Source organism: Pantoea osteomyelitidis (genome assembly GCF_044342975.1).
Classification (GTDB): Bacteria; Pseudomonadota; Gammaproteobacteria; order Enterobacterales; family Enterobacteriaceae; genus Pantoea; species Pantoea osteomyelitidis.
This window is the reverse complement of sequence record NZ_JBGFSN010000001.1, coordinates 195315-210576: the sequence shown is the minus strand read 5'-3', so window position 1 is coordinate 210576 and position 15262 is coordinate 195315. Positions and strand designations below refer to the sequence as shown.

The window sequence follows — 15262 nt, the reverse complement described above, 5'->3', positions numbered from 1 at the left end:
TTATTGAATCAGAAGAGATCGTTGAGCGTCACGCCCACGCCAAAACGCGTCTGGCGATGATCGTAATCGATAAGGGATTCCCCGTAACCGCTGAAAAGCTGCGTATAGAAACGAACGTGTTCAGTGAGAGGATAGCTCCAGGCCAGTTCGGCACCGCCATAACCGCTATTCCAGTTATAGTTGCCCTGCAGGCTGAAAATGCTGTCGCCAAGCATGTAGCCCAGCTTCAACTGATAATACCCCATATATTTGGTGATATCAGGGTTATCGTCACTACTTGAGCCTTCAGGCAGGCGATACCAGGGTTTCACTTCGGCAAGGAAATTGCCGTTTTTCGCCATCAAACGCGCATAAATGCGGTTCCAGCTGCGTGATGTTGGGTCACTGCGGCCGTTTGACTGATGGTTGAAGCCCGTCTCCACATCACGTAACGTCCAGCCGGCGAAGCTGTAGTCAGTGGCCCAGCCGAGAAAAATCTGCGGCTCATAGTTGGTTTCACGAAACGGCGACGATTCGCCGCGGTTGGAAAGCTGCCACCAGGAGCGCTGCGTATAAGAAGCCGCCAGCACGGAGTTGTCGCCTAAAATACCGCGCCATAACGGAAACGCCAGACTCAGCTGGAATTTTACCTCATCTTTTTTGGCATTATTACTCCAGTTGTAGCTGGAGATCGCTTCCCGATTAATATCGCTGGTATAGGTATAAAGCAGGTAGTTGTTTTCATAAGGATAAAGCACGAACGGATTATCGTGTTTTTCCAGCAAGTTGGCGATAATGCTGCCACGCACCGCGGGCGTGTCATGTACATCTTTAATCGTGGCTTCCTCTGCCTGAACCAGGGCAGGAAGTAACAGAGCCGCTGCCGCTATGGCGCGTATCATACGCATAGAAATCTCCGCTAAACGCTGCATTAGAAATGAAAAGCAGGCCATTCTACACGCAAAAAGCGGCAAAGATCAGCGCTGTTTTCCTGAACTGGAAAGCGGCTTCCGCCCGGCATAGAATACACAACCGTGTAACATTCAGCCCTGACGAAGGGGCGACTCAGGAAAAAAATACGATGTCTGCCACGCTGTTATCCCAGCAGGATGCCCGCCGCCTGATCGGCGAGATTTTCGTTTATCACATGCCGTTTAATCAGGCGCTGGGCCTGCAACTCGAGCGTCTGGAAGCGGATTATGCCGAGCTGAGTTTCGCTAACAAAACCATGCTGGTAGGGAACCATGCCCAGCATATTCTGCATGGCGGCGTTATCGCCTCGGTGCTCGATGTGGCCGCCGGTCTGGTGTGCGTCAGCAGCGCCCTGACGCGCCAGGAAAGCATCAGCGAAGAAGATCTGCGCCAGCGCCTGTCGCGCATGGGCACCATTGATTTGCGCGTCGATTATCTGCGTCCCGGCCGGGGCGAACGCTTTGTCGCCACCAGCAGCCTGCTGCGCGCCGGGAATAAGGTAGCTGTGGCGCGCGTTGAGCTGCACAACCAGCAGGGCGATTACATCGCCACCGCAACGGCGACCTATTTGATTGGTTAACCTGCCGAAGGGTGCGAAAATCAGCCGCCTTTTGCAAACTGAGAACCTTATGGATACGCAACAAACCCGTCAGGGCATTTTTTATGCGCTTGGCGCTTACTTCCTCTGGGGCATTGCGCCCGCCTATTTCAAACTGGTGAAACAGGTGCCGCCCAGCGAGATTATGACCCACCGCGTCATCTGGTCGGCGCTGTTTATGGTGCTGCTGATCAGCCTGAGCCGCAGCTGGACGCAGGTTATTTCAGTGATGCGTCAACCAAAAAAAGTGCTGCTGCTGGCGGTGACGGCCTTTACCGTCGGCGGCAACTGGCTGCTGTTCATCTGGGCGGTGAATAACCAGCATATGCTGGAAGCGAGCCTCGGTTATTTTATCAACCCGCTGATTAACGTGGTGTTCGGCATGTTGTTTCTGCGCGAGCGCTTTCGTCGCCTGCAATGGCTTGCCGTGCTGCTGGCGACCATCGGCGTGCTGGTGCAGCTGTGGCAGTTCGGCTCGCTGCCGCTGATTGCGCTCGGCCTGGCGCTCAGCTTCGCCTTTTACGGGCTGATCCGCAAAAAAATCGCGGTCGATGCGCAGAGCGGTATGCTGATTGAAACCCTCTGGCTGCTGCCGCTCGCCGCGATCTATCTGTTCGGCATCGCCAACAGCGCCACCAGCCATCTGAGCGCCAATCCGCTGAGCCTTAACCTGATGCTGGTTGCCGCCGGGATTGTCACCACCATTCCGCTGATGCTGTTCGCCGCAGCCTGTTACCGCCTGCGCCTCTCAACGGTCGGCTTCTTTCAGTATCTTGGGCCGACGCTGATGTTCCTGCTGGCCGCGCTGTTTTACGGCGAGCAGATTACCCCCGATAAGCTGGTGACCTTCAGCTTTATCTGGCTGGCACTGGCGCTGTTTATCTTCGATGCCGTGCTGAGTTCATATCGGGTGCGTGCGCGTAGCGTGAAATAAAACGCGCCATCGCCGGGCCGGTCAGCAGAATGGTGAACAGACGCAGCGTCTGTAGCGCCATGACAAACGCGATATCGACCCGGCTGCCCGCCGCAATGATCGCCACCGTGTCCAGCCCGCCCGGACTGGTGGCGAGATAAGCGGTCATCAGATCAACGTGCAGCACGCGCGTCAGCATCCAGGCCAGCCCGCCGCACAGCAGCATCAGACCGATAATCGAGACGATCATCTGCGGCAGCGTGCGCAGCGCCAGTAAAAATATCGGCCGCGTAAAGCGCAAGCCGACGCTCCAGCCAATCAGCGAATAGGCCAGCGCCAGCAGCCACTCCGGCACCTGCAATGTCGCGATACTCGTGGCGTGCAGGGTAGCGCCGATAAAGGCTGGCAGCAGCAGCGCGCCGGAGGGAATACGCAGCCGCTGCCCCAGCCAGGCGCCGCCGAACATCACCAGCAACGTCACCAAAAAGCCGCTGTTCAGCGCAGGAAACCAGGTAAGCGTGACGTTCTGCGCCGCATCGCCGAGGCCGATACGCGCCACCACTGCCGCAGCCGTGGCAACAAACAGCACGCGCAGATATTGCATAAAGGCGACCAGACGGGGATCGGCACCGAAATCGCCAGACATCGCCACCATCGCCGACGCGCCGCCCGGCGACGATCCCCAAGCGCCCGTCGGACCGGGCAGATCGCTGAAGCGCACCAGCAAAAAGCCGGATAAGCCACTGGCGGCCAACGTCAGCAGCAGCACCGCCAGCACCACCGGCCAGTCAGCCAGCAGCGGCGTCAGAATCGAGGGCGACAGGCTCTGCCCTATCATGCAGCCCAGCACCGCCTGCGCCAGCGTAAACAGTCGCTTATCGATACGTAGCGAGGCGCCGGATAGCCCCATCGCCACGCCAACGATCATCGGCCCCAGCAGCAACGCCGCCGGTACATGAAAATACTGCAACAAAAAACCCAACAGCAACGAAGCGATAAGCAGAATCGTCCACTGCAACCGCAAAGAGAGACGTTCCATAGCGAAGAAAAGAGTAAGAGGAAAAGAAGAGGTGACAGATTACGCAGATTGCGCGCGCAGCGCCAGCGGAACGGGCCAACGATCGTCGGCCCGCTACAGGTTCACAGCCAGTTTTTACGTTTGAAGTAGAGATAAGGCGCCAGACCGGCGAGAATCATCAGGCCAATCGCCGCCGGATAGCCGAAGCTCCACTTCAGCTCGGGCATAAACTCAAAGTTCATGCCATAGCTGGAGGCCACCAGCGTCGGCGGCAGAAATACCACGGAAACCACCGAGAAAATTTTGATGATGCGGTTCTGCTCGATGTTGATAAAGCCCATCGCCGCCTGCATCAGAAAGTTCACCCGCTGGAACAGCGATTCGTTATGCGGCAGCAGCGATTCGATATCGCGCAGGATTTCGCGCGCCTGCTCCAGCTGGTTGCCCGGCAGACGCGCCTTACGCACCAGGAAATTCAGCGCGCGCTGGGTATCCATCAGGCAGAGGCGCACTTTCCAGCCGATATCTTCCATCTCCGCCAGCCGTGACAGCGCTTCGTCATACTCTTCGCCCTGCTGGCCTTCCATGATCACGCGGCTCAGTTTTTCCAGCGCGCTGTAGATGCTTTCAATCTCATCGGCCAGCTGTTCAATTTTGGTTTCAAACAGATCCAGCAGCAGCTCGAAGGCGTTGCCGTCGGTTAACGTCTGGTTGCGCGCGCGCATACGGTAAAGGCGGAACGCCGGCAGCTCGCGCTCGCGCAGCGTATAGAGACGGCCTTCGCGGATGGTGAAGGCGACGGTTGAATTGCCCGCATGATCGGCGGCGTCTTCATAAAAGAAGAAGGAGTGAATGTGCAGGCCATCTTCGTCTTCAAAAAAACGCGCCGAGGCTTCGATATCTTCCAGTTCAGGACGCGTCGCCAGGCTTTGTCCCAGCTCGCTCTGAACCCGGTCACGTTCGCTCTCTTCCGGCTCGATCAGATCGACCCAGACCGATGAGGTCAGTTGGTCAGCATTATCTTCCAGTTCCAGACGCGCCAGACGGCTGCGATCCAGTTTAAATGCGCTCAGCATAGCAATACTCCCCATTGCAGACGGAATGGGACAACGCTGCGTACCGCGCTGCGCATTGCAGGGCAGGCACAGCAAAGGCCTGAACACAGAAACTCACGTTTCGAGAGAAAATCAGTGCTGACTCGTGCGACGGACAGAAAGGGAGGTCGCTGATAACCGCTAAGGCTACCAGCCAAAAGAGGCAGCCTTAGATGTTATTCCTGTTAACCAGGTTAATGAGCCAGCATCGACTGGGCGTGTCCAAGGCATTGTCCTCTCTTGATAATAGTGCGCGCATGTTACGCTGAGACGAAAAAGTCGTCAAGGGAGCCACCCTTTCGGGCAATTCCCGTTGTCGTGCCATTCAGGTTTGCTTAAACGGTTTCCAGTTTTGCGTAGGCAGCCACCAGCCATTTGATGCCCTGCCCCTGAAAAGCCACCTGAATCCGGCTGTGATCGCCGCTGCCTTCCAGGTTAATCACGGTGCCTTCGCCAAATTTGGCGTGGCGCACCCGCTGGCCTAACACAAAACCGCTATCGCTTTTACTTACCGGCGTGCCCATGCGCTGATGATTGACCGGGCGGCTGACGCTGGCGCGCAGACGAACCTCGTCAACGCACTCTTCCGGCAGTTCGCCAATAAAACGTGACGGACGGTGATAAACCTCTTTGCCATACAGGCGGCGCGTTTCGGCATAGGTTAAGGTCAACTTTTGCATTGCGCGCGTGACGCCCACATATGCCAGACGGCGCTCCTCTTCCAGACGCCCGCCCTCATCCAGCGACATCTGGCTTGGGAACATCCCCTCTTCCATACCGACGATAAAGACCTGGCTGAACTCCAGCCCTTTAGCGGCGTGCATCGTCATCAGCTGCACCGCATCCTGCCATTTATCCGCCTGACCTTCGCCCGCTTCCAGCGCCGCGTGCGACAGAAACGCCTGCAGCGGCATCAGATCTTCATCTTCATCCTGATAGCTAAACTGGCGCGTTGCCGTGACCAGCTCCTCAAGGTTTTCGATACGCGCCTGGCCTTTCTCGCCTTTTTCCTGCTCGTACATCAGCCAGAGGCCGGAATCTTTGATCACGCGGTCGGTCTGCACATGCAGCGGCATCTCAACCGTTTCCTGCGCCAGCGAATCCACCAGCTCGCAAAAGCGTTGCAGCGCAGAGGCGGCGCGGCCAGCCAGCGCCCGCTCCTGCAACAGCTCGCGCGTCGCCTGCCACAGGGTTAGCTCCCGCTCGCGTGCCGCCTGACGCACCACGTCTAGCGTGCGATCGCCCACGCCGCGCGTCGGTGTGTTGACCACGCGCTCGAAAGCGGCATCATCATTGCGGTTCGCAATCAGGCGCAGATAGGCGAGCGCATCTTTAATTTCCTGACGTTCGAAGAAGCGCATGCCGCCATAAATGCGGTACGGCATGCTGCTTTGCAGCAGCGCTTCCTCCAGCACGCGCGACTGGGCGTTGCTGCGATAGAGAATGGCGCAGTCGGCCAGCGCGTTGGCGTTTTCGTGCCAGGTTTTAATGCGATTAACCACAAAGCGCGCTTCATCCAGCTCGTTGAACGCGCAGTAGATGGAAATCTTTTCGCCGTCGCTGCCGTCGGTCCAGAGTTCTTTACCCAGGCGGCCATTGTTGTTGGCGATCAGGGCGTTAGCTGCTTTAAGAATATTGTTGGTGGAGCGGTAGTTCTGCTCCAGGCGGATGGTTTCCGCACCGGGAAAATCGTTCAGGAAGCGCTGAATATTCTCTACCTGCGCGCCGCGCCAGCCGTAGATCGACTGGTCGTCATCGCCGACAATAATTACCCGTCCGCTATCGCCGGCCAGCATACGGATCCAGGCGTACTGAATATTGTTGGTATCCTGGAACTCATCCACCAGCACGTTGGTAAAGCGCTCACGGTAGTGATTAAGAATCTGCGGCTTGGTCAGCCACAGCTCATGGGCGCGCAGCAGCAGTTCGGCGAAATCAACCAGCCCGGCGCGATCGCAGGCTTCCTGATAGGCCTGATAGATACGCAGCCAGGTTTGCTCCACCGGGTTGTTATAGCTTTCAATATGCTGCGGTCGCAGCCCTTCATCTTTCTTGCCGTTGATGTACCACATGCCCTGACGCGCAGGCCACTGCTTCTCGTCGAGATTCATCGCTTTGATCAGACGCTTCAGCAGGCGCAGCTGATCTTCGCTGTCCAGGATTTGGAAATCCTGCGGCAGTCGGGCATCGAGATGATGCGCGCGCAGCAGACGGTGCGCCAGGCCGTGGAAGGTGCCGATCCACATCCCGCCCTGGCTGGTGCCGATCAGCTGTTCAATACGATGACGCATCTCCGCTGCCGCTTTGTTGGTGAAGGTCACCGCCATAATCGAATAGGGCGAGCAGTTCTCCACCGACAGCAGCCAGGCGATACGGTGCACCAGAACGCGCGTCTTGCCGCTGCCTGCCCCTGCCAGAACCAGCAGGTTGCTGCGCGGCGCCGCAACGGCCTCGCGCTGTTTGTCATTCAAACTGTTGAGCAGATCAGAAACGTCCATAAGCACCGTTAAGTCAGAGAAGCATCGTATTACTGGATATTTTTACAGCCATTATAGCAGCGAGGTAAGTGAAGCCAACTGTGAAATTTCCATATGAGGCAACAGACGCGCCTCTTTCATCTGCATCAGGTTACCCTGGCGCAGATTGATCCAGCACGCCTGCATGCCGCAGCGCAGGGAACCCGCCACATCGGTAATGAGATCGTCGCCGACGTGCAGAATATTTTCCGGCGCGATAGCGAGTCGCTGCGCCGCCAGATGATACATATCCTGCCAGGGCTTGGCGCGCCCGTGCGGCCCGGCGCGCAGGCTGAACTGAAAATAGCGATCGATGCCCAGCTTTTCCGGCTCGGCGTTGCCGTTGGTGATCGCCACCAGCGGCACATGCTCCGCCAGCGCCGCAAGCGTGAGATGCGTCTCTTCCGGCATCTCAACCCGGCTGCGCCAGTGGGCGAATACTGCCATCACCTTATCGGCGCCAGTGCGCGCTTCAGCGGAAGAGAGGCCAGCATTGAGCATCGCCAGCTCGACCGAACGACGACGCCATTCGGTCACGTCATGACCGATATCGGGTTCGTGCAGCAACAGTTCATTACGCAGCGCCTGATAAGCCTCTTCGCTGAAGTCGCTGAGCGCAGGATGATACGCCTGCAAGGCCGCGTGCGATTCCGCAGTGGTTTTACGGATCACTGGATAGTTGTCATACAGCGTATCGTCCAGATCGAAGGTGATCGCTTTGATCGGACGCAGCGAACGATAAAACTTCATGAGCCTTTTCCTCGTTTTGCACGGGGATGCGCGGCATCGTAAACCGACGCCAGATGTTGAAAATCGAGATGGGTATAAATTTGCGTGGTCGAGAGATTGGCATGGCCCAGCAGCTCCTGCACCGCGCGCAGATCGCCGCTCGACTCCAGCAGATGGGTGGCGAACGAGTGGCGCAGCTTGTGAGGGTGGATGTGGTTAGCCACGCCCTGCTTCACGCCCCACTCCGCAAAGCGTTTCTGCACGTTGCGCGCCGAGATGCGACGGCCCTGGCTGGCAAGAAAAAGCGCATCGTCATCGGGTGCGAAAATATCGCGCAGCGCCAGCCAGTGCTCCAGCCAGGTGACCGCCGTGCGGCCCATCGGCACGCGTCGTTCTTTGCTGCCTTTGCCCGTGACCCAGACGTCGCCCGCCTCCAGATCAAGATGGCGGCAATCGATATTCACCAGTTCAGACAGGCGCAGCCCCGCGCCATACATCACTTCCAGCATGGCGCGATCGCGCACCGCCAGCGGGTCGTTGAGATCGATATTCAGCAGCTGAGTGATTTCATCCACATCGATGTTTTTCGGCAGATGACGAGGCGCGCGCGGGGTGGCGATGCCTTTGGCGGGATTCGCGGCCAGCATTCCCTGGCTCACCTGCCAGTCAAGAAAACTGCGCAGCGCGGAAAGACGCAGCGCCAGACTGGCAGGCTGCAAGCCGCCGCGCCGACTGCGCGCGGCCAGCGATCGCACCAGCGCCGGATCGAGCTGGCTCCAGGCGCGAATCTTCATCTCTTCCGCCAGCATGACCAGCGCTTTGAGCTGACGCGCATAGTTGCTTTGCGTCAGCGGGCTGAGCTGGCGCTCTACCTTCAGATAACGCAGAAAGCCCTCAACGGCGGCCTGCAACGGCGCGTCCTGGCTCATACCCGTTCCACCCAGCGCGCCAGCAGATCGGGCAACATATGCGCCAGATGTTGTAGCAGTAAGGTGCCCATGCCGGCCTGATAGTGCTGCGTGTCACGGCTGCTGAAAATCAGCACGCCAAGCTCGCCCTGTTCGCCCATCAGCGACATCGCCACCGAACCGATCGCTTTCGCCTGAGGCAGTAAAAGCAGCAGCTCCGGCCCGTTGAGGTTGCCGAGAAAATGCTGCTGTTTGCCGAAGCGCTGAATGCGCAGCGGCTCAAACGCCTGGCGCGACAGGGCGAGCTGGGTGAAATCAGAGGGCGCGCCGATGCGCCATTTGTCATTGAACAGGCGCACATTGGCTCCGGCCAGCCCCAGTTCGCGCGCCCAGCCCTGCAGACGGTTCAGCATCGCCTGCAGGCTGTCGGCGGCAGCCAGATGGCTCTGCAACGTCAGCAGACGATCGAAGAGTTGATGGTTAGCGGTTGCCTGCTCCATCAACAGCGTGATCTCCTCTTCCAGCTGTTGAATGTGGTTGCGCTGACGCGCCATATGCCACTCCACCAGCGAGACGCTGCCCCGCACCGGATGCGGCACCATCATCTGCTCAACCTGACGCGCGTTGCGGATAAAGAAATCGGGATTCTGCCGCAGATACTCACTCACGGCCTGATCGTCCAGCATGACCTCAGTGACGGTCTGCTCTTCGACATTTTTCATAAATGAATAAACCCATCATAGACATGTGTGGCCGGGCCGGTCATAAACAACGGCTCTCCCGGCCCTTTCCAGGCAATATGCAGCGTGCCGCCTGGCAGATCGACGCGTACTTTTTCCGCCAGAATGCCCTGCTGAATGCCACACGCCACGGCGGCACAGGCGCCGCTGCCGCAGGCCTGGGTTTCCCCTGCGCCGCGTTCATAGACGCGCAGCCGGATATGTTCCGGGTTGGACACTTCCATAAAGCCGACGTTTACCCGTTCAGGAAAACGTTCGTGGCTTTCCAGCAGCGGACCCAGCGTCTCAACGGCCGCGGTTTTCACGCTCTCCACCTGAATCACACAGTGCGGATTCCCCATTGAGACCGCGCCAAACATCACCGTCTGCTCGGCGACGCGCATCAGATAGAGATTTTCCGCTTTATTGGCGCGGAACGGCACCTGCTGCGGCTCAAAGTTCGGCTCGCCCATGTTCACCCGCACCAGCTCATCATTAGTAACGCTGAGCACCATACGTCCGGTTTGCGTGCTGACGCGAATATCGCTTTTGTTGGTCAACCCTTTCAGACGCACAAAGCGGGCAAAGCAGCGCGCGCCGTTGCCGCACTGAGCCACTTCGCTGCCGTCAGCGTTAAAGATGCGATAGTGAAAATCGAGATCGGGATCGTAAGGAGGCTCGACGATCAGCAGCTGATCGAAGCCGATGCCGAGATGCCGATCCGCCAGTCGACGGATCAGCTCCGGCGAAAAAAAGACGTTTTGCGTCACGGCATCCACCACCATAAAGTCGTTGCCGAGACCGTGCATTTTTGAGAACTGCATTTTCTGCTCCGCCGGATGATACGCCATAAGAAATTAGTTCGCCTGCCTGCTCGGTTTACTGGTCACCATGCTGTTTACGTTGCCGTTGGATGAGACGGCATTCGCGTCGCGGCTGTTGCTGGCGGTCTGCTTTTTAGGTTGCTGCGGCTGATCTTTAGGCGGGAAGTAAAGCGGTCCTTTTAATCCGCAACCGACCAGGCTCGCTAACGCCAGCACCATGCCCAGCTGGCAAATCATTCTCTTCATTTTCTCTGCTCATTAATGTCCTTAACCCGGTTGCTTATCATCGCAGTTGAAGTTGGAAAAGCAACAGGAAATGCCCGCAAATAGCGTGAAGCGCACGGCAGCTGGGGTTAATAACAGAGAAGAATCAGGGCAAACCGCGCGCCCTTTCGGGCCGCGGCGAAGGTCAGAAAGGGGTTCAGTGCATCTGGTAGCGCGGCTGGTAATCGCTGTGATCGTTATCCGGCTGCGTGGCGCACAGCTGCGTCAGCGTCTGGCTGCGGAACGGGATCACCTGGAAGCGCTCGCCGGTATTCACAATCTGGTAGAACTGCGGCAGATTGAAATTCACGAAGCTGGAGCCATAGGTAAACCGGTCGTGCGACGACGAATAAAAACGGCTAACGTCGCGCACCAGTTCCTCTTTGCTGCCTTCGCAGTGGTGATAAATCTCCACGCGGTTGGTTTCATCAAGGATATAGATGTTGAAACCGCGATCGTCGCTGGTGTCTTCAAAGAAGAACTGAATAATGCCTTCGCTGGCGTAGCCGTTAACCACCGGCGGCAGCGGCGTATGGTTCGACTCTACCTTGATAGAAAGCCCGTGCAGCTTGTTGTTGGAGATCGCGCCGTAGAACTCCACCGCGTTTTCCAGCTTCTGCACCGAGACGCTCATGCGTTCAAAGAACAGGCCCCAGGTTTGCCCCGCTACGCGCAGCGCCTTGAAGCGGCCCGGCTCCAGACGCGTGCTGGAGAGGCGCAGCTCAATACATTCAGAAACTAACTGCTGTACGCGAGTGCGGATCAGCCCACGCAAATGCTGGCTGTAGCAGAACACCTCGACATTATCAGGCGGCGCCGCGTCCTGATGCATTTTGCCCAGGATAGTTTTCAGCGCTTCTATCATCGCCTGCTCACCGTTGAAATGCAGCGTGCGCACTTCGTTCCAGGAGTTACGGTAGAGCAGATCGATGCTGCCGACCAGGCACTGCTGCTGTTGACCAAAGCTGAACACGTCCAGCTTACGGAAATCGAAATGCACCACCTGATTGCGGAACGCCGAGGTCGGATCGTGTTCCAGATTGACGATGATCGCCAGATGGCGGATTTCACATGGGCTGTAGAGCGCTTTCGGCGTCGGCGCGGGCAGACGCAGCGGAAAATGATGCGAAACGTCGTTAACCAGTTCCTGCAGACGCGCCAGATCGCATATCTCGTTGCCTTTAATATGCAACCGGGTACGGGCGGTGAGCAGCCCGTTAAACCAGGCCCAGGCCACCAGCTTATTCAGGTAGCGGTTATACTCCAGCGGCTGATGGCTGATGATGGAGTCCATATCCGGTGCCTGGTTATAGAGATACCAACCCGCCCGGTTGGCGCGGCCCGCCGGCACATGAATAAAGGTCAGGTTTTCTTCGGAGAGATCCGGCGAAATCTGCGGATTCACCAGCGTCACCTTGCCGGGCAACGCTTCAAATGCGGCATACAGTTTACGGGTCAGCACGCCGATATCTTGCGGGCTGGCGCTGACGCTTAAATTGTTGCGGCGGGCAAAACGGATCAGGTTGCGGTAACTTTGCATCATGGCGTCGAGCAGCTCGTTGTGCGCCTCGCGCACGCGCTCGATTTTCCACTCGGCGCGGTTATCCAGTACCGCCAGCTTCGCCTCATCCCAGCCCCACTCTTTCACCAGCTGAGAAAGGATCTCGCGCCGCCAGCCTGAGCGATGATGATGCTCTTCGTTGGTCAGCTTTTCGCACACCTTCAGGTAAAAACAGCGGCGCACCAGGTCGAGACGCGCCTGATCGTCCACGCTGGTCAGGTAATGCGTAACGCGTTCCAGCATCATGCAGTAAGGGTCGAGGCCAAAGCAGACGATTTCACCGTCGTGCAGGCGCTGTTTGATATCCATCGCCAGCAGTTTGGTGTGGGGATATTCCCAACTGTAGGCTTCCAGCAGCAGAGTTTTCAACACCGCTTTGTAGGGGGAATCGATGCTTTTATAGAGCTGCCACAGGCTGGCACCGAAATACTCTTCCGCCGACAGCGTGCTGAGGCCGCCGAGATCGAGCCATTCGTTGGGCGTCAACACGCCCTGCGCATAGAGGGACATCACGTAATCGTCGTAATGCTGCTCCTCTTCGCCCGGCACCATGTTCCAAAGGATGCGTTTACCCGCCATACGTACGGCGGTACGGTAAAACTCATCCAGCAGCAGAATGTGTTGGGTTGAACCGCAATCTTCTCCTCCCAGGCTGCCGCTTTCGTTATGACGGAAGCGGTTCTCATCAATCAGGAAGAAGCTGACCTCGACGCCCATCGAGACGCACCATTTCTGCAACAGCGTACATTTTCGCTGCAGCTTCAGGCGCTCTTCATTATCCAGCCAGGATTGATGGCAGACCCAGATATCGAGATCCGACACGCTGTTTTGCCCGACCGATGAGGTGCTGCCCATGGAGTAGATGCCGGTAATCGGCATTTCGCCTTTCGGCGATGGCGCCAGCGTGAGCGCATTTTCTCCGGCCAGTTCGGCCAGCAGCTGCATCTGCTTTTCTTCAGGCGTGAAGAAGCTGATGCCATGTGGAACGTTACCTTCAAGGTAACCCGGCATCAGCGGATGATGATAATGTAATAAGGTTGGCAGCAGACTGTAGACGTGCTGGAAAGCAGGTCCCATGGCAGCCAGCGCGCGATCGACGCGCAGCTGGTTAATGGCATCCAGTCTCTGTTTCAGTGTCTCAATGTAGAGGTACAAGACGTTTCGCCTGATTGTCCCAGTGTTTAAGAACCCTGTTTCCGAAATCTGCCGCTTATAATAAAGGTTTCGTGCAGATTATTGCTGGAAACGTGATCAATCTAACACCTGGCAGATTGACCGTAAAGAAAGTTGCGCTACTTAACAGTTTAGCACGCTGCTTGCGTCATTCCGCCTTTTCAGACTTAAGCGACAAATCGTCCATGCGTTGCCCGCACGATCGCGATCGCTCAGCCCTTTTCAATCCGTTGAAACTGACAGCATTCCTTTATCAATGATAGGATAATCCGTGAACGATTAAAACGGTTAACAGAATGTTAGACAAAATTTTCAGAATTGCTACAAGACAGAGCCCGCTGGCGTTATGGCAGGCACACTATGTGCAACAGCGTCTGATGGCTGCGCATCCCGGACTGCGGGTGGAACTGGTGCCGATGGTCACGAAAGGTGATGTGATCCTGGATACGCCGCTGGCGAAAGTCGGCGGCAAAGGGTTGTTCGTCAAAGAACTTGAACTGGCGATGCTGGAAGGCCGCGCCGACTTAGCTGTGCATTCAATGAAAGATGTGCCGGTCGATTTTCCTGAAGGCCTGGGTCTGGTTACCATCTGCGAGCGTGAAGATCCGCGCGACGCCTTTGTTTCTCACCATTACGCCTCGATTGACGAACTGCCGTCTGGCGCGGTGGTCGGCACCTCCAGTTTGCGTCGTCAATGTCAGATCAGCGCCCGTCGCCCGGATCTGGTGATTCGCTCGCTGCGCGGCAATGTCGGTACCCGTCTGGCGAAGCTGGACGCGGGCGAGTATGACGCGATTATCCTCGCCGCCGCCGGTCTGAAGCGGCTCGGACAGGAAGATCGTATTCGCCTGGCGCTACCGGCGGAAATCTCCCTGCCCGCCGTAGGCCAGGGTGCGGTCGGCATTGAGTGCCGCCTCGATGATCATCAGCTTATTCAGCTGCTGCAGGCGCTGAACGATGACGATACCGCCATCTGCGTCAAGGCCGAACGCGCCATGAATACCCGTCTGGAAGGCGGTTGCCAGGTGCCGATCGGCAGCTTCGCCGTGCTGGAAGAAGAAGAACTCTGGCTGCGCGGCCTGGTGGGTTCGCCGGATGGCAGCACCATGGTGAGCGGCGAGCGGCGCGGCCCGCGCGATCAGGCGGAGCAGTTGGGCATTTCGCTGGCTGAAGAGCTGCTGGAGCGCGGCGCGCGCGATATCCTGCGCGACGTTTATCAGGGAAATCCGCCTGCATGACCATCCTGGTGACCCGTCCGGAACCCGCCGCCGCTGAGCTGGTCACCCGCCTGCGCACGCATGGTCGGCACGCCTGGAGCCTGCCGCTGATTGAATTCACGCCGGGCCGCGATCTGGATGCGTTACCACAGAAGCTTGCCGCACTACGCCCCGGTGACCTGGTTTTTCTGCTTTCGCAGCAGGCTATCCGCTATGCGCACCCCGCGCTGCAGCGCGGCGGCACAGCGTGGCCGGGCGACGTAGACTATTATGCTATTGGTCGCAGCACGGCGTTAGCCTGGCATACTGTTAGCGGTTTGCCGGTTGATTATCCCCATGCCCGGGAGACCAGCGACGCGCTTATCCAGCTGAACAGGCTGCAAAAGGTTGCAGGCAAGCGCGCACTGATCCTGCGCGGCAACGGCGGACGTGAGCTGCTGGCGGAGACGCTGCTTGAGCGCGGCGCTGACGTCTCTTTTTGTGAATGCTATCAACGCTGCAATAAGCAGTACGATGGCGCAACAGAAGGACGCCGCTGGCGCGACCGCGGAATTACTACCCTGGTGGTGACCAGCGGTGAGATGTTACAACAGCTGTTTTCACTGTTCCCCGCTATCGATCGCGAGGAATGGTTACTGCACTGTCGACTGCTGGTCGTCAGTGAACGTTTGGCTACGCTGGCCGGTGAACTTGGCTGGCAGGATATTCAGGTAGCCGATGGTGCCGATAACGATGCGCTGCTGCGCGCGTTACTCTGAACTTAACAACGGGATGTGC

The 15262-nt window shown here is 57.7% G+C and carries 14 protein-coding genes; 4 read left to right on the top strand and 10 right to left on the bottom strand.

What is annotated here, in order from left to right; all coding sequences use genetic code 11:
- Positions 1-8: 8 nt before the first annotated feature.
- On the bottom strand, positions 9-887 hold the full coding sequence (gene pldA, locus ABU178_RS00955) for a phospholipase A (RefSeq protein ID WP_397211074.1): 879 nt from the start codon (positions 885-887) through the stop codon (positions 9-11).
- A 173-nt stretch (positions 888-1060) separates the two neighbouring features.
- Here pldA and ABU178_RS00950 point away from each other — a divergent pair, with 173 nt between their 5' ends.
- Together ABU178_RS00950 and rarD are read left to right on the top strand one after the other, a co-directional pair.
- Complete coding sequence (locus tag ABU178_RS00950) at positions 1061-1531, top strand: thioesterase family protein (protein WP_397211072.1); 471 nt, start codon at positions 1061-1063, stop codon at positions 1529-1531.
- A 49-nt stretch (positions 1532-1580) separates the two neighbouring features.
- Entirely contained in the window at positions 1581-2483 is a 903-nt protein-coding gene (gene rarD / locus ABU178_RS00945; RefSeq protein ID WP_397211070.1) for an EamA family transporter RarD, read from the top strand.
- Here the strand turns inward: rarD and ABU178_RS00940 are convergent.
- The 9 genes from ABU178_RS00940 to ABU178_RS00900 form a co-directional block, all read right to left on the bottom strand.
- Positions 2428-3501: an AbrB family transcriptional regulator gene (locus ABU178_RS00940; RefSeq protein WP_397211068.1), complete on the bottom strand. Its 1074-nt coding sequence runs from the start codon at positions 3499-3501 to the stop codon at positions 2428-2430. The two genes, rarD and ABU178_RS00940, sit on opposite strands and share 56 nt — an antisense overlap.
- A gap of 101 nt (positions 3502-3602) precedes the next feature.
- Positions 3603-4556: a magnesium/cobalt transporter CorA gene (corA, locus tag ABU178_RS00935; protein WP_397211066.1), complete on the bottom strand. Its 954-nt coding sequence runs from the start codon at positions 4554-4556 to the stop codon at positions 3603-3605.
- Positions 4557-4909: 353 nt separating this feature from the next.
- Positions 4910-7072, bottom strand: a complete 2163-nt coding sequence (gene uvrD, locus ABU178_RS00930; RefSeq protein WP_397211065.1) for a DNA helicase II — start codon at positions 7070-7072, stop codon at positions 4910-4912.
- 51 nt (positions 7073-7123) lie between these two features.
- Entirely contained in the window at positions 7124-7840 is a 717-nt protein-coding gene (gene yigB / locus ABU178_RS00925) for a 5-amino-6-(5-phospho-D-ribitylamino)uracil phosphatase YigB (protein ID WP_397211063.1), read from the bottom strand.
- Positions 7837-8748: a tyrosine recombinase XerC gene (gene xerC / locus ABU178_RS00920; RefSeq protein WP_397211061.1), complete on the bottom strand. Its 912-nt coding sequence runs from the start codon at positions 8746-8748 to the stop codon at positions 7837-7839. The genes yigB and xerC overlap by 4 nt, the downstream gene beginning before the upstream one ends.
- Positions 8745-9449 (bottom strand): DUF484 domain-containing protein, encoded by a 705-nt coding sequence (locus ABU178_RS00915; RefSeq protein WP_397211059.1) that lies wholly within the window; start codon positions 9447-9449, stop codon positions 8745-8747. Before ABU178_RS00915 ends, xerC begins: the two co-directional genes overlap by 4 nt.
- Positions 9446-10270: a diaminopimelate epimerase gene (gene dapF, locus ABU178_RS00910; protein WP_397211057.1), complete on the bottom strand. Its 825-nt coding sequence runs from the start codon at positions 10268-10270 to the stop codon at positions 9446-9448. The genes ABU178_RS00915 and dapF overlap by 4 nt, the downstream gene beginning before the upstream one ends.
- 33 nt (positions 10271-10303) lie before the next feature.
- On the bottom strand, positions 10304-10516 hold the full coding sequence (lptM, locus tag ABU178_RS00905) for an LPS translocon maturation chaperone LptM (protein ID WP_397211055.1): 213 nt from the start codon (positions 10514-10516) through the stop codon (positions 10304-10306).
- Positions 10517-10691: 175 nt separating this feature from the next.
- Positions 10692-13250 (bottom strand): class I adenylate cyclase, encoded by a 2559-nt coding sequence (locus ABU178_RS00900; RefSeq protein WP_397211053.1) that lies wholly within the window; start codon positions 13248-13250, stop codon positions 10692-10694.
- Positions 13251-13564: 314 nt separating this feature from the next.
- On the opposite strand from ABU178_RS00900, the gene hemC reads away from it, so the two are divergent.
- On the top strand, positions 13565-14506 hold the full coding sequence (gene hemC, locus ABU178_RS00895) for a hydroxymethylbilane synthase (RefSeq protein ID WP_397211051.1): 942 nt from the start codon (positions 13565-13567) through the stop codon (positions 14504-14506).
- Positions 14503-15243: a uroporphyrinogen-III synthase gene (hemD, locus tag ABU178_RS00890; RefSeq protein WP_397211049.1), complete on the top strand. Its 741-nt coding sequence runs from the start codon at positions 14503-14505 to the stop codon at positions 15241-15243. Before hemC ends, hemD begins: the two co-directional genes overlap by 4 nt.
- Positions 15244-15262: the final 19 nt, after the last annotated feature.

Coding starts and splice junctions, on each gene's coding strand:
- corA (WP_397211066.1), bottom strand. CDS start 4,556: ATGCTGAGCGCATTTAAACTGGATCGCAGCCGTCTGGCGCGTCTGGAA.
- ABU178_RS00950 (WP_397211072.1), top strand. CDS start 1,061: ATGTCTGCCACGCTGTTATCCCAGCAGGATGCCCGCCGCCTGATCGGC.
- ABU178_RS00940 (WP_397211068.1), bottom strand. CDS start 3,501: ATGGAACGTCTCTCTTTGCGGTTGCAGTGGACGATTCTGCTTATCGCT.
- ABU178_RS00915 (WP_397211059.1), bottom strand. CDS start 9,449: ATGAAAAATGTCGAAGAGCAGACCGTCACTGAGGTCATGCTGGACGAT.
- uvrD (WP_397211065.1), bottom strand. CDS start 7,072: ATGGACGTTTCTGATCTGCTCAACAGTTTGAATGACAAACAGCGCGAG.
- dapF (WP_397211057.1), bottom strand. CDS start 10,270: ATGCAGTTCTCAAAAATGCACGGTCTCGGCAACGACTTTATGGTGGTG.
- lptM (WP_397211055.1), bottom strand. CDS start 10,516: ATGAAGAGAATGATTTGCCAGCTGGGCATGGTGCTGGCGTTAGCGAGC.
- rarD (WP_397211070.1), top strand. CDS start 1,581: ATGGATACGCAACAAACCCGTCAGGGCATTTTTTATGCGCTTGGCGCT.
- xerC (WP_397211061.1), bottom strand. CDS start 8,748: ATGAGCCAGGACGCGCCGTTGCAGGCCGCCGTTGAGGGCTTTCTGCGT.
- hemD (WP_397211049.1), top strand. CDS start 14,503: ATGACCATCCTGGTGACCCGTCCGGAACCCGCCGCCGCTGAGCTGGTC.
- yigB (WP_397211063.1), bottom strand. CDS start 7,840: ATGAAGTTTTATCGTTCGCTGCGTCCGATCAAAGCGATCACCTTCGAT.
- hemC (WP_397211051.1), top strand. CDS start 13,565: ATGTTAGACAAAATTTTCAGAATTGCTACAAGACAGAGCCCGCTGGCG.
- pldA (WP_397211074.1), bottom strand. CDS start 887: ATGCGTATGATACGCGCCATAGCGGCAGCGGCTCTGTTACTTCCTGCC.